Source organism: Microbacterium sp. KRD172 (assembly GCF_017168295.1).
Classification (GTDB): Bacteria; Actinomycetota; Actinomycetes; order Actinomycetales; family Microbacteriaceae; genus Microbacterium; species Microbacterium profundi.
This window is the reverse complement of sequence record NZ_JABFAS010000002.1, coordinates 1,893,064-1,907,160: the sequence shown is the minus strand read 5'-3', so window position 1 is coordinate 1,907,160 and position 14,097 is coordinate 1,893,064. Positions and strand designations below refer to the sequence as shown.

Below are 14,097 nucleotides of genomic sequence, written 5' to 3'. Positions count from 1 at the left end.
CATGCGCCGCCACGTCACCGGGCTCGTCCCGGCCGAGTGACCGCAGTGCGGGCGCGGGCGCTACCAGATCCCCGCGCCCGCACTACCGGTTCGACCCACACCCGCTACCGAACAGCTCGGCTAAACATGCTGCGCAAGGGCTGAGCCACTCGCGTCATCGGCGGCATCGGTGCGATCGACGCGGTGTCCGATTTCCCGGCACGCCGCGGATCGCGTGCTCGAACTGCATGACGGGATCCTCAGGGAACGTGTGTCCTGAGCCGAGGCGCCTCAGCCGACGCGCGCGGTGAGCCAGGGCATCGGATCCACCGGCACCCTCGAGATGTGCACCTCGAAATGCAGCACGGAGCCGAACACGTAGCCCGTCGAGCCCACGTCGCCGATGTACTGGCCGGCAGTGACGCACTCTCCGACCTGTACAGCGCGCGTGCCGTAGATCATATGCGAGTAGACGGTGCTGACGGCCTCGCCGTCGATGACGCTCTCGATCTGGATCGTCACGCCGTAGCCCTCGAAGCTTTCGGTGGAACGCGAGACGCAACCGGCCATCGCGGCGTTGATGGGCGTTCCGACGGGCGCAGCGAGGTCCAGTCCCATGTGCGATCGTCCTGGACGTGACGCGCCGAAGCCGTCGGTGAAGGAATAGCTTCCTGCGGCCAACGGCATCACTACCCGGTCGGCGATGGGGATCTCCACTGCACTGCCGAGTGGCATCCCCGCTGCGAGTGCGGCGGCGACGGCTCGCGAGCGCGTCTCATCGATCTCGGTCGGCGTCGTCGCGGAGAAGTTGCCTCGTGGAGCGATCTCAGCGCGGATCTCGTCGGTGGAGCTGTAAGACTGCGCGGCATCCTTGAGCGCCGAGACGCCTTCAGCCGTGGCGCCAAACGACTGGGCGTCCGGATTGAGGGAGGGAAGCGCCATGCCCGTGATCAGCGCCCCGACGGCCAGCGCGGCGCTGAGTGCCTTGGTCTTAGCCCAGGCGCGATGCGTGCGCGGATGCGTACCGCGGGGTATCGTCGCGGTCGGTGTCGCACTGCGAGAGTGCTCTTTCGGTTCGCTCTGCGCGGCAGCTGGAGCCGCGGTTGGCGGGACAGCCGGGGTCGCGGCCGGCACAGCAGCAGATTCTGCGGTCGGGGTCGCGCGCCGACGCAGGTCGCGCCGCAATTGCGGTCGAGATGCGTTGAGGGGGTCTGATGTAGCCGAGGCGGAATCGGGGGCGCGCTCGGGTCGCACTGAAGTCGTGAGGGATCCTTCCGACACAGAACGGGTTGTTCTGCTCACAGCCGGTCCCTTCGGGTGGGACCGTTACCGATCTGTAATTTACGGGGCAACCGGCGGTCTCGTCAAATCGAACCGATTGTCAAGGCGCGGGTGACAGCAAAAGGCCCGACCCCGCGTTGCAGCAGGATCGGGCCTTGAAGCTCTGATTCAGAGCGCGGTGATGTTCGTCGCCTGGGGGCCCTTGGGACCCTGCTCCGTGTCGAACTCGACCTTCTGTGCTTCCTCGAGGTTGCGGTGTCCGCTGCCCTGGATCGCGCTGAAGTGCGCGAAGACATCGGCGGATCCGTCATCGGGAGCAATGAAGCCGTAGCCCTTGTCGGAGTTGAACCATTTGACAGTGCCAGTGGCCATGCTGTGTTTCCTTTGTGTTCGTGGGCCGAGCTTCGACCCGTAATGCCTCGACGATGTTCGGCTCGGCAGCTTGCGGGGCTCTCAGTGGGACGGCGGAGATTCGCTGCGTCTCGTGGCTGGGAGCGTGAGGTAGATGAAGGACGATGATCGAGTGGCCACCATGCTGGTTGCAGTCGGGCCGATGAACAGCCGGAGATTCCGGAAGTCAACGTGAAGGTGTCGCTCCAGCTTAGCCCATTGCGTGGACATCTTGTTGACCGGTGTGGAGTCCGCCCATGAAACGATGGACGCCATGAGCTCTGCGAACCTGACCAGGCAGGAGACCGCCGCACGATCGGCGGCCGTGAACGTGCGCGAGGTCCGAGTCGAACTCGATCTACAGGGCGCGCGGAACTCGGAAGAGCGCGGGTTCGGGACGACGACGACGCTGGCGTTCGACGCCTCAGAGCCCACGACCTGGATCGACTTCATCGGTGAGTCTGTCGACCATGTCATGGTCAACGATGTCGAGGTGCCCATCGAATACGACGGTGCGCGGATCACGGTCAGGGGGCTCGCAGCATCCAACACCGTCGTGATCGAGGCGACCGGCGTTTACAGCCGATCCGGCGAGGGGCTGCACCGTTTCATCGACCCCGTCGACGGTGAGACCTACCTCTACACGCAGTACGAGCCTGCCGACTCGCGCCGAGTGATGGCGTGCTTCGAACAGCCCGACATGAAGGCCTCGTACACATTCGTCGTACGTGCACCGTCCGACTGGCTCGTGCTGTCGAACCAGAGCGTCGCGAACGCCCGGGAGGAGGACGGAGCGCAGATCGTCGAGTTCGCTCCTACTCTGCCGCTCTCGAGCTACATCACAGCCGTGGCCGCGGGGCCGTATCACCGCATCGACAGCACCTGGACGCGAGGGGAGCAGCAGGTCGCACTCGGCGTTCTCTGCCGGGCATCGCTGGCACCGCACCTCGAGGCGGATGAGATCATCGAGATCACCCGTCAGGGTCTCGACTTCTTCACGGAAGCCTTCGCGTTCGCGTACCCATGGGGCAAGTACGACCAGATCTTCGTGCCGGAGTACAACCTCGGGGCGATGGAGAATCCGGGACTGGTCACCTTCACCGAGGCGTACATTCCCCGCGGAGCGGCGACCGACGCCCAACGAGGGGCTCGAGCGAACACGATCCTGCACGAGATGGCGCATATGTGGTTCGGGGACCTCGTCACGATGCGCTGGTGGGACGACCTGTGGCTGAAGGAGTCGTTCGCCGACTACATGGGCTCGCATGCCTCAGCGGCAGCGACGCGGTTCATCGACGCGTGGGAGCGCTTCGCCGCCAACCGCAAGGCGTGGGCCTATCAGCAGGATCAGCTTCCGACGACCCATCCGATCGTCGCCGACATCCCCGATCTCGAAGCGGCCAAGCTCAACTTCGACGGCATCACATATGCGAAGGGAGCCGCCGTGCTGAAGCAGCTCGTCGCGTTCGTCGGCGAGGCGGCGTTCTTCGAAGGAGCACGGCGGTACTTCTCCGCTCACGCCTACGGCAACACGACGCTCGACGACCTGCTCGTGCAGCTCGAACAGGTATCCGGTCGTGACGTCCGTGCCTGGTCGCAGGCATGGTTGGAGACCAGCGGTGTCTCGACCCTTTGGCTTGAGACCGACAGTGCAGGGCAGCGGATGCTGGTGCAAAGCGATCCGCGGCCGCACAGGCTGCGCGTGGGGCTGTACGACCTGAGCGACGGCCTGCTTGTGCTGCGTGAGCAGGTGGAGCTCGATATCACCGAGGAACGGACACCGGTCACGCTCCCGGATGCGGATCTCGTGCTGCTGAACGACGCAGACCTGAGCTATGTCAAGGCGCGACTCGATGTTGTCTCGCTGGCCGCAGTCAGGACTGCGCTCTCCACGCTTCCGCCTCTGCCACGAGCCCTGGTCTGGTCGTCGCTGTGGAATGCCACCCGTGACGGGGAGCTGGCGGTCGCGGATTACCTGGACATCGTGCGCCGTCACGCGCCGGCGGAGGAGAACATCGGACTCCTGTCCGGTGTGCTCGCGAATGCGGCGTACACGATCGGGCATTTCGTGCCCGCCGACGGGCGCGGTGCTGAGCGTGAGGCATGGCTGATCGCCACTGAGACGGCGATGGATGCTGCTGCCGCAGGGAGCGACGCGCAGCTGGCATGGTCACGCGCGTTCGCTTCCGCTTCCGCGACGAGCGACGCGAGCACCACCAGGGTGCGTGCGCTCCTGGACGGCCACGGCCCGGCAGGTCTGCCGATCGACCCGGAACTGCGCTGGTCGCTGATCGCGGCACTCGCGACGACGGGCGATTTCTCGGAGGCGGACATCGCTCGCGAACTGGAGAACGATGACACCGCAGATGGACGCACTGCGGCGATGCGTGCGTCGGCATCTCGGCCCACGCCGGACGCCCGCGCCGAGGCATGGGACCGAGCCTGGAGCGATCACGGCCTGAGCAACGATCACCTCGACGCGATCATCGCGGGCGTGCGTGCCGGTGCCCGTCGGGACCTCATCGCCCGATTCGACGACGAGTACTTCGCGTGGATCTCCGGAACGTGGGGTTCGCGCAGCATCGAGATCGCCAAGCGGCTCGTGCTCGGTTTGTTCCCCGCAGCCGACACGACGGATGTCGTCGACGCATGGCTCGCGGGGAATCCGACCGCACCTGCGGCACTACGTCGCTTGGTGATCGAACAGCGTGATCATCTCGCGCGCGAGATCAGGGTGCGAGCGGCGCAGCCTCAGGTCGTCGGAGACTGATCGAAGGAGTCACGGTCATTCCCATGACCGTGCGCACCGGCGTGTCGTTGTAGGACTGCCAGGTGATCCCGCAGTCGCCGATGAACTCGCCGCTGTGAGTTTCGATCAGCCAGAGGCCGTGTCCGTCTCTGGCATATCGCGTCTGCATCCGGGCGATCCACCCGGCGCGGGCAGCAGGCGGCGGATCACAGATCCAGGGAGTCGCCAGGGTCGAGCTCGAAGAACTCGCCACCGTGCTGCTCGGTCGCCCATTTCAGGCGCGAGCGGTGCATGCCGCGTCCGATGACCGAAAGCGTCATGTCGTGCACGCCGAAAGCTCGGCGAGGCTTCACGGCGAGTACGAAATCCATCGCCTCGCCGATCTTCAGCCAGGGTGCACCGAGAGGCGCGGCGAGGGCGTCGACATCGACTCCTTCCGGGACGGCGTACGAGTCGCCGGGGTAGTAGAGCGCGTCGTTGATCAGCACCCCGAGATTCTGAACGCGGGGGAGTGAGGAGTGGATCACCTCGTGATCGCCTCCGAAGAACCGCAGTGTGAACGCGCCGGCGCTCATGCTGTCGCCGGGCTCGACGACCGTGATCTCGTACCCGGTTGCGGCGGCGGCGACGCCCGCAGGCGCGAAGATCCGGGTGCCTGGAGCATCGCGGAGGATGCGGTCGAGGTGATCAGGCGTCCAGTGATCCGGATGCTCATGTGTGATCACGATGGCGACGAGGCCGGACAGATCGACGAGAGGGCTGGTGAACGACCCTGGATCGACGATCAGAGTCTCGCCGCTGAGGTCGAGGCGGAGGGTGGCATGTTCGAACTTCGTGACGCGCATGGCACGAGTCAACTCCTACTTCGGCCGAGCGGCAAACGGCGTTGACGTCGTGACGCGCCCGGGATCTCTGCGCGGCCGACCGTGATTTTGCGGAGTGCGAAATCCCATGGCATACTTGAACGGTTGTCGCGGGGCTGAAACGCTCCGCAAGACGGCCCCATCGTATAGCGGCCTAGTACGCTGCCCTCTCACGGCGGTAACGCGGGTTCGAATCCCGCTGGGGTCACACGACACGAGAAAACCCCCGGATTTCCGGGGGTTTTCTGCGTATCCGGCAACTTCAGGAAATGATGACCACCTCGGCCGACTCGCGCAGGAGAACACCGGCGGCGCCCGAGAGGCGGCGACGCGGATGACAGACGTACTGCTGGACGGGCTGTTCCTCAAGCGCTGACCCGGTCGACACGTTCGTCGCGTGCTGTTCAACGTCGTAGCGCCATGTCCCGCAACTGCCGGTTGCGCAGCGGGAACACCATCATCAGTATGAGCGCGCCGCCGAAGACCACGAACGGCACCCACGTGGCCGTCACGGATGCGAGCGCTCCGAAGGCCGCCATCGCCAGCGGCATCAGCACGTCGTCGCCCAGCCGGGTGATCGAACTCATACGACCCAGATAAGCCGTATCGATCGTGGCGGCGAAGGTCGCGCCGAGCAGGACCGAGGCGAATCCCGCGGTCACCCCGATCACGAAGCATCCGATCGCCGCAGCCCACGCAGGGCCGACGCCGATCAGGATGATCCCCGCGCCCTGCACGACCAGCGCCCAGAATCCGCCGCGCGCCTCATGGGTAGGGCGCCATCTTGCCACCGAGATGGCGCCGAGAGCCGCACCGAGGCCGATCAGTGCCTCGAACAGCCCCACCGCCTGCGCTCCCCAGCCCTCGTCGTGGGCCCGCAGTGCGATCCCGATCCCGGTCGCAGGGCCGACGGCGAGATTGAGACCCGACAGAGCGATCACCAGAGTGCGCGTGGTCGGAGCGTTCCGCAGGTGGGCGAATCCGTGCTGGACGCCGCGCAGTGCTGATTCTCGTGCCGCACGGGCCAGAGCGAACCGCGGACGCAGGAAGATCGCGATGAAGGCGATCACCAGGGTGAAGGTCAGCGCGTTGAGAGAGGCGCTTGCGCTCAGCCCGGCGTATGCGACGAGGAATCCGCCGATCGCGGCGCCGCCCATGGTGCCCAGACGCGTGGCGGTCTGCATCACCGCGCTGTACGACGGCAGGTCGGAGGTGCGCACGAGCTGTCGGCCTATCGTCGCGGCCGATGGCTCGTAGAACGCATCGCACACGCCGAAGGCGATCGCCGCGAACATCAGCAGGAGCACTGACGGCGGCGATGCCAGCACCCAGAGCGCCACGAACACCAGCAGCACGACCCGCAGGGCGTTGAAGACGATCATGACGGTGCGGGCGTTCGCACGGTCGGCGAGCACGCCCCCGAACAGCAGCACGACGGCGCGGGGGATGGTGCCAGCGGCGACGATGACGCCGGCGATCGCCGGAGAGGTGATCTGCACTGCCGTCCACGCGAGCGCGATGGTCCAGATGGCGTCCCCTGCGTCCGACAGCGCCTTGACCGCGATCCAGGCGTGGACGGTGAGGTCTTTCGAGAACCGCGGCGGCTCTCGCAGCAGCGTGGGCTCGGCGATGCTCATGGCGTCGTCGGGAATCCGTGTGCGAAGACGAAGACCGGGCGTCGTTCGGCGCCGTCCTCCCGGTCGATGGCCGTACGCCAAGCGTCGATGGTGTCGCGCAGGGCCTCGGAGAGCTGGGTGAGTTCCGCGGCGCTCGCCCAGGCGAGGGCGTCAGTACTGAACGCGGCGCGTGACCATTCGGGCTCGGGGCGCCGCTGCTTGCCGCCGTGCCACGATTTCAGCCGTTGCAGCTGCGTGGAGATGTTGGTCCGCTCGGCCTCCCGCGCCAGCAGAGCGTTCGAGGGGGAATCCTCGAAGTCGTCAGCAGACCAGGTGAAACTGCGGCGCGTGGGCTGCCACCAGCTCGTGCGCTTGTCGGCGTTCGGCGCGTCGGCGCGCTCCACGATGCCGGCCCGCTCCAGCATCCGCAGATGATGGCTGATGCTGCCGACCTGCTGGTCAAGAGCGCGAGCCAGGGTGGTCACCTGGCTCGCGCCGTAGAGTCCGAGGTAGTCGACGATCCGGCGCCGTACCGGATGGTGCACGGCGGTGATGGCCCGGATCTCTTCCATGCCGCCAACGCTATGGTCGTTTGACCATCTTCACAAGGCTTCTTGTATACCCCGGAAAATCAGGGTTTCTGCGTCTTGGAGTGGTTGCGTCGCGCGCGGCGGATCATCCAGATCAGGAGAAACACGCCGCCGGCGATGACGAGCCAGGGGAGGAGGAAGCCGATCGTCACCACGAGTGCGTTCAACGACACGATCAGCCCGTTCCATCCGGCGAGGAGTCCTGCGCCGAACCCGTCGGGCTCCGGCGTCGTGGCCGATGCCTCGGGAGCGAGCTGAACCTGCAGTGACGACATCGCCACCTGATCTTCCAGCGCGGCGAGCTGCTGCTCGTACGATTCCAGCTGAGCCTGCCGATCCGTCAGAGCGATCTCGGCCTCGATCAGCTCGGACACGCTGCCGGACTGCGACATGAGCTCCGTGAGCCGAGTGACCGACGCACGCGTCGCCTCCGCCCTCGCCCGCAGATCGATCGCCGTCGACGTCACGTCCTGCTTGGACAGTGAGGACGACACGACCTCGCCGGTGTCGCCGAGATCGTCGATGACGCTCGTGAGTTCGGCGGACGGCACGCGGATGCTGATCCAGCCGTAGCCACCGGCCGGCTGCGCCGGAAGGGTCATGTCCGTGGCCAGCGGCTCGGCGGAGACATCGGTGCTCTCCACATAGCCCCCGCGTGCCTCGGCGAGTGCGGCGATCGCGTCGACTGCGCCGTCGATGTCGTCGACGCGCACGGTGGCCTGGGCGGACGCGATGATCTCGCGGTCGGCGCTGTCGGCCTCCGCGCCGACGATCGAGGTCGACGATGCGTCGACGCTCTCCGGTACCGCCATGTCGACGGCGGAGCTGTCGGAGACTCCGACGACGCTTCCGCCTCCATCCGCAGTCGAGACGCCGACGGTGTTGAGAAGCGGCGGCGTGATGAGCACGCCGGCGACGAAGGCGGCGGCGATCCCGAACCCGGTGAGCCATCCACGTCGTCTGCTCTTCTCACGGGGCCGAGCCCGTTCGGGAGAGCGCTCCCGCTCGATGTCGGCGAGCACCGCGCGCTCGATGCGGTCGATGCTCTCCTGGGATAGTTCGGGAAGCTGTGTCGTGGGGTCGGTCGGGGTCTGATCGTTCATGCGTCTCTCACTTCTTCATCGACAGCGCCTCGCAGCTGCGTGCGCACCCGTGAGAGACGGTTTCGAACGGCACTGTGGCTGATGCCGAGTTCGTCCGCCGCGGCCTGATAGGCGAATCCCTCCGTCGCGCACAGGCGGAAGATCTCCTGATCGAGCGCGCTCAGCGTGCCGATCTCGGCGGTGATCCGCCCAGCCAGTTCCGCGGAGATGACCTGATCCTCGACGCTCACCGTAGCGGCGAGCCTCTCGTCCACAGCATCCGTCGTGTGCGCCTGGTCCCGCCGTCGCTGACGAAGGCGATTGGCCGCCTGGAAGCGGCAGATCGTCGCCAGCCATGGCAGGATCGACGCGCTGTGAAGCTGCAGTCCAGGGAGCTTCCGCCACGCGACGACGAAGGTCTCCTGCGCCACATCCTCGGCATCGACCGCGGACCCGAGGATCCCGTGGGCGATCCAGTAGACGGGACGGACGTGCACGCGGTAGAGCGCGCGGAACGCACCCTCGTCGCCCGACGCGGCGCGCGACACCAGGTCCTGATCTTCGGATCGTGCGTGTTCTTCGGCTGGCTCGGACATCCTGCTCCGTTCGGTGTCTCTCACCAGAGAAGTGTCAAGAGATGTCCCATCGTCTCAGATTCGCACGAAGTGCGGCTGAGGCTCCGCTACCATTGAGTTCGCGAGAGGGAGTATCCCGACATTCACGCGATCGTCATCACGAGCATCAGATCTGCTGCTCCGGGCGCGTGACGCACTTCGGTGCGGGGGAGAGACTTTCGGCTGTTTACTGACCTCTCTCGAAAGGTGCTCTGCGCCCGTGAACATCCCCGTATGGTTCGAGATCACCTCACTGGTGGTCCTGACCGTCATCCTCATCGCCGACCTGCTTCTCATCCTGAAGCGTCCGCACATCCCATCGACGAAGGAATCCAGCCTCTGGGTCGCGTTCTACGTGACTCTCGCGCTGATCTTCGCGGCTGTGCTGTTCTTCGTCGGCGATGCGAAGACCTCCCTGGACTTCCTCACCGGTTGGGCGATGGAGTACAGCCTCTCCATCGACAATCTCTTCGTGTTCGTGCTGATCATGACGCAGTTCTCTGTGCCCCGTCGCTATCAGCAGGAAGCTCTGATGGTGGGCATCATCATCGCCCTCGTGCTGCGTGCGGTCTTCATCCTCATCGTCGGCGCGGCCGTCGAGCAACTCAGCCCGATCTTCTACCTGTTCGGCGCCTTCCTCGTGTTCACCGCGATCCGCCAGGCGATGCCGGACAAGCACGAGGAGGACGAGCAGACCGAGAACTTCATCATCCGGATGCTGCGTCGCGGAATCGACATCAGCGATGAGTACGACGGGTCGAAGATCCGCACCGTCGTGAACGGCAAGAAGATCTGGACGCCGATGCTGATCGTCTTCGTCTCGCTCGGCGTGACCGACCTCATGTTCGCGGTCGACTCGATCCCCGCGATCTTCGGTGTCACGCAGGACCCCTTCATCGTCTTCACCGCGAACCTCTTCGCGCTCATGGGCCTGCGCCAGCTCTACTTCCTGCTCGGCGATCTGCTCGAGAAACTCAAGTACCTGCACTACGGCGTCGCATTCATCCTCGGCTTCATCGGTGTCAAGCTCATCCTGCACGCCATGCACGAGAACGATTTGCCGTTCATCAACGGCGGTCAGCCGATCGAGTGGGCGCCGGACATCAACAACTGGGTTTCGCTCGGCGTGATCTTCGCCTCGATGGCCGTCGCGACCGTGGCGAGCCTGATCTCGTCCTCGCGCGAGAAGAAGCGGATCGCGATCACCGACTGACGCGCCGACCGGGTGCCACGTGGCCTGTCATGGGGGACCGCCGGCCCGCGAAGCGGTGGTAATCTGACGACATGCGGTGCGTGCTCCTTCTTAGCGGCCGCGGCGAGTCCTCGTTCTGAGCCCCTCCTCGTCGCGGAGTCCTTTGTGGGCCTCATCGCCATCCTCAGGAGATAAGACATGAACAGCCCTGCAGTCGACACCTCATCCGCTCGCCCCCGCACACTCGCCGAGAAGGTCTGGGATGACCATCTCGTCGTGAAGGGCGAGAACGGCGAGCCCGACCTGATCTACATCGACCTGCACCTGGTGCACGAGGTGACCAGCCCTCAGGCTTTCGACGGCCTGCGCGCCGAAGACAGGCCGCTGCGCAGGGTCGACCTGACGATCGCGACCGAGGACCACAACACGCCGACGCTCGAGATCGACAAGCCGATCGCCGATCTCACCAGTCGCACCCAGATCGAGACGCTGCGGCGCAACGCCGAGGAGTTCGGCGTCCGCATCCATTCCCTTGGCGACGCGGAGCAGGGCATCGTGCACGTGGTCGGACCACAGCTCGGCCTCACGATGCCTGGCATCACTGTCGTGTGCGGCGACTCGCACACCTCGACGCACGGCGCGTTCGGCGCCATGGCGTTCGGCATCGGCACCAGCGAGGTCGAGCATGTCATGGCGACGCAGACGTTGCCCCTGAAGCCGTTCAAGACGATGGCGATCACGGTCGAGGGTGAGCTCAATTCCGGCGTGAGCGCGAAGGACATCATCCTCGCCGTGATCGCGAAGATCGGCACCGGCGGCGGGCAGGGCTACGTGCTCGAATTCCGTGGTAGCGCGATCCGCGCCCTCTCGATGGAGGGGCGGATGACGATCTGCAACATGTCGATCGAGGCCGGCGCCCGTGCCGGGATGGTCGCACCCGATGAGACGACCTTCGCCTACGTCAAGGACAAGCCGCACGCTCCGCAGGGTGAGGACTGGGAAGACGCTGTCGCCTACTGGCGCACGCTCCCCACCGACGAGGGCGCGACGTTCGACGCGGAGGTGCTGATCGATGCGAACGAGCTCGAGCCGTTCGTGACCTGGGGCACCAACCCCGGCCAGGGCAGCTCCCTCTCCTCGTCGGTGCCGAACCCTGCCGACATCGCGGATCCCAACGAGCGCGTCGCCGCCGAGCGCGCACTGCAGTACATGGATCTCACTCCTGGAACGCCGCTCAAGGAGGTGCCGGTGGATGCCGTCTTCATGGGATCGTGCACGAACAGCCGCATCGAGGATCTGCGGGCGTTCGCGTCCGTGATCAAGGGACGCAAGAAGGCCGACGGCGTGCGCGTCATGGTCGTCCCCGGTTCCGCTCGCGTGCGTCTGGAGGCCGAGGCTGAGGGCATCGATCAGATCGTCAAGGACTTCGGCGCCGAGTGGCGCTTCGCCGGATGCTCGATGTGCCTCGGCATGAACCCGGACCAGTTGTCGCCGGGGGAGCGCTGCGCATCCACGTCCAACCGCAACTTCGAAGGGCGTCAGGGCAAGGGCGGACGCACGCACCTCGTCTCGCCGCTGGTCGCCGCAGCGACCGCCGTGCGCGGCACGCTGTCGAGCCCGAGCGACCTGGACGCTTCGACAGACTCAGTGACCGAGTTCGATCGAGTAGGAGCCTGATCATGGAGAAGTTCACCACCCACACGGGCATCGCCGCTCCGCTGAAGCGCTCGAACGTCGACACCGACCAGATCATCCCCGCCGTGTTCCTCAAGCGGGTGACGAAGACCGGCTTCGAGGACGCACTGTTCCACGCCTGGCGTCAGGACCCGGACTTCGTGCTGAACCAGCCGGCTTTCCAGGGCGCCTCGGTGCTGGTTGCCGGTCCGGATTTCGGCACGGGATCCAGCCGTGAGCACGCGGTGTGGGCGCTGCGCGATTTCGGTTTCAAGGTCGTGCTCAGCACGCGTTTCGGTGATATCTTCCGCGGGAACTCGGGCAAACAGGGCCTACTCGCGGCGACCGTCTCCGAAGCGGATCTCGACGCGATCTGGGCGGAGATCGACGCTGATCCGGGTGTCGAGATCACGGTGGATCTCGAGGCGCGCACCGCCGTTGTCGGCGACCTCCGAGCCGCCATCGAGATCGACGATTACACTAGATGGCGGCTCCTCGAAGGGCTCGATGACATCGGGCTCACGCTGCGCAACGAAGACAAGATCGCGCAGTTCGAGGCCCGCCGCGAGTCGTGGCGGCCACGTACGCTCCCTGTTCGCTGACACACAGTCCGCCGACACCGAGCACATCGTGAGCCTGGAGCATCCGCTCCGGCGGCTGGCGCCGCGTCCATGACCATGAAGTGAGGCTCCTCGAATGACGACAACCGTGCGCGCTGAGCTTCCAGAGGGAGTTCCTGCTTTGACCGGAGACGTGCTGGCCATCCGAGGTGGAAGGCCGCTGCGCGGCCGTGTCGATGTGAAGGGGGCGAAGAACCTCGCCACGAAGGCGATGGTCGCATCCCTCCTCGGTGAAGACACGAGCATCCTGCGCGACGTACCTGGCATCAGCGATGTCGCCGTCGTGCGCTCGCTGCTCGAAGTGCATGGTGTCCGCGTCAGCGAAGGCGACGAGGTCGGCTCGCTCGTCTTCGACCCCAGCGACGTGGAATCCGCGCACATGGAAGAGATCGACGCTCACGCCGGTGCCTCGCGCATTCCGATCCTGTTCTGCGGACCTCTGCTGCATCGCCTGGGCCAGGCGTTCATCCCCGACCTCGGCGGCTGCCGCATCGGCGACCGCCCGATCGACTTCCACCTCGATGCACTCCGCAAGTTCGGCGCGGTCGTCGAGAAGCTGCCCAGCGGCATCCGCCTGTCCACGCAGGGGGGCCGCCTGCACGGCGCGAACATCCACCTGCCGTACCCGAGTGTGGGAGCCACCGAGCAGGTGCTGCTGACGGCCGTGCGCGCCGACGGCACCACCGAACTGCGCAACGCAGCCATCGAGCCGGAGATCATGGACCTGATCGCCGTGCTGCAGAAGATGGGCGCGATCATCTCCTACGAGCCGAACCGCGTGATCCTCATCGAGGGCGTGGAGACGCTGCGCGGCTACGACCACCGTTCGATCTTCGACCGCAACGAGGCCGCATCCTGGGCGTCTGCCGCACTCGCGACGGACGGAGAGATCTTCGTCGGCGGCGCCAAGCAGCAGGAGATGCTCACCTTCCTCAATGTGTTCCGAAAGGCGGGTGGCTGGTTCGACGTGAAAGAGGACGGCATCCTCTTCCGTCGCGGTGGCGACCTCCAGCCCGTCGTCATCGAGACCGACGTGCACCCCGGCTTCATGACGGACTGGCAGCAGCCCCTCATCGTCGCGCTCACGCAGGCCGAGGGTCGCTCCATCGTCCACGAGACCGTCTACGAGAACCGCTTCGGCTTCACGGATGCGCTGGTCAAGATGGGCGCCGACATCGTCGTTCACCCGCACGGGCTGCAGAACGGGCCGCGGCGCGTGCCGCGTCGCGAGCTCGAGCAGGCAGCGGTCATCACCGGGCCGACGCCGCTGCACTCCGCCGACATCGTCGTACCCGATCTTCGCGGTGGATACAGCCACGTGATCGCCGCGCTCACGGCCGAGGGTCAGTCGCAGGTGTCCGGCGTCGACATCCTCAGCCGCGGATACGAGAAGTTCCTGGCCAAGCTCGACGCTCTCGGCGCCGACTTCGACGTCGTCCGGTGACGC

Annotated in this window: 12 protein-coding genes and 1 tRNA gene; 6 read left to right on the top strand and 7 right to left on the bottom strand. The window is 65.9% G+C overall.

The features are described from left to right. Nucleotides 1-270: 270 nt before the first annotated feature. Complete coding sequence (locus J1M43_RS09600; protein ID WP_235272302.1) at nt 271-1,113, bottom strand: M23 family metallopeptidase; 843 nt, start codon at nt 1,111-1,113, stop codon at nt 271-273. 315 nt (nt 1,114-1,428) lie between these two features. Then, nucleotides 1,429-1,632, bottom strand: coding sequence for a cold-shock protein (locus J1M43_RS09595; protein WP_033104556.1), 204 nt, complete (start codon nt 1,630-1,632; stop codon nt 1,429-1,431). Between the two features lie 292 nt (nt 1,633-1,924). Between J1M43_RS09595 and pepN the strand changes: the two genes are divergently transcribed. Next, nucleotides 1,925-4,420, top strand: a complete 2,496-nt coding sequence (gene pepN / locus J1M43_RS09590; RefSeq protein ID WP_206476552.1) for an aminopeptidase N — start codon at nt 1,925-1,927, stop codon at nt 4,418-4,420. A gap of 185 nt (nt 4,421-4,605) precedes the next feature. Here the strand turns inward: pepN and J1M43_RS09585 are convergent, their stop codons facing one another. Continuing rightward, a complete protein-coding gene (locus J1M43_RS09585; RefSeq protein ID WP_033104555.1) occupies nt 4,606-5,244 on the bottom strand; it encodes an MBL fold metallo-hydrolase in 639 nt (212 codons plus the stop codon). A gap of 153 nt (nt 5,245-5,397) precedes the next feature. On the opposite strand from J1M43_RS09585, the gene J1M43_RS09580 reads away from it, so the two are divergent. Continuing rightward, nucleotides 5,398-5,470: transfer RNA gene (locus tag J1M43_RS09580), tRNA-Glu, on the top strand. Between the two features lie 196 nt (nt 5,471-5,666). Here J1M43_RS09580 and J1M43_RS09575 read toward each other — a convergent pair. The 4 genes from J1M43_RS09575 to J1M43_RS09560 are packed head-to-tail and all read right to left on the bottom strand — an operon-like array spanning nt 5,667 to nt 9,146. Continuing rightward, nucleotides 5,667-6,899, bottom strand: coding sequence for an MFS transporter (locus J1M43_RS09575; protein WP_033104554.1), 1,233 nt, complete (start codon nt 6,897-6,899; stop codon nt 5,667-5,669). Then, a complete protein-coding gene (locus J1M43_RS09570) occupies nt 6,896-7,450 on the bottom strand; it encodes a helix-turn-helix domain-containing protein (protein ID WP_033104553.1) in 555 nt (184 codons plus the stop codon). The genes J1M43_RS09575 and J1M43_RS09570 overlap by 4 nt, the downstream gene beginning before the upstream one ends. A 59-nt stretch (nt 7,451-7,509) precedes the next feature. Next, on the bottom strand, nt 7,510-8,571 hold the full coding sequence (locus J1M43_RS09565; RefSeq protein ID WP_052166640.1) for a DUF4349 domain-containing protein: 1,062 nt from the start codon (nt 8,569-8,571) through the stop codon (nt 7,510-7,512). Continuing rightward, the gene (locus J1M43_RS09560) at nt 8,568-9,146 is read right to left on the bottom strand and encodes an RNA polymerase sigma factor (RefSeq protein WP_033104552.1); all 579 of its coding nucleotides are present in this window, start codon (nt 9,144-9,146) and stop codon (nt 8,568-8,570) included. Before J1M43_RS09560 ends, J1M43_RS09565 begins: the two co-directional genes overlap by 4 nt. 238 nt (nt 9,147-9,384) lie before the next feature. Between J1M43_RS09560 and J1M43_RS09555 the strand changes: the two genes are divergently transcribed. From J1M43_RS09555 to murA, 4 genes are all read left to right on the top strand, one after another. Further along, the gene (locus J1M43_RS09555) at nt 9,385-10,377 is read left to right on the top strand and encodes a TerC/Alx family metal homeostasis membrane protein (RefSeq protein WP_033104551.1); all 993 of its coding nucleotides are present in this window, start codon (nt 9,385-9,387) and stop codon (nt 10,375-10,377) included. Nucleotides 10,378-10,554: 177 nt separating this feature from the next. Then, nucleotides 10,555-12,033, top strand: a complete 1,479-nt coding sequence (gene leuC, locus J1M43_RS09550; protein WP_206476551.1) for a 3-isopropylmalate dehydratase large subunit — start codon at nt 10,555-10,557, stop codon at nt 12,031-12,033. 2 nt (nt 12,034-12,035) lie between these two features. Continuing rightward, complete coding sequence (gene leuD / locus J1M43_RS09545) at nt 12,036-12,632, top strand: 3-isopropylmalate dehydratase small subunit (RefSeq protein ID WP_033104549.1); 597 nt, start codon at nt 12,036-12,038, stop codon at nt 12,630-12,632. A gap of 94 nt (nt 12,633-12,726) precedes the next feature. Further along, nucleotides 12,727-14,094: a UDP-N-acetylglucosamine 1-carboxyvinyltransferase gene (murA, locus tag J1M43_RS09540; protein WP_033104548.1), complete on the top strand. Its 1,368-nt coding sequence runs from the start codon at nt 12,727-12,729 to the stop codon at nt 14,092-14,094. The last annotated feature ends 3 nt before the right edge of the window (nt 14,095-14,097 follow it).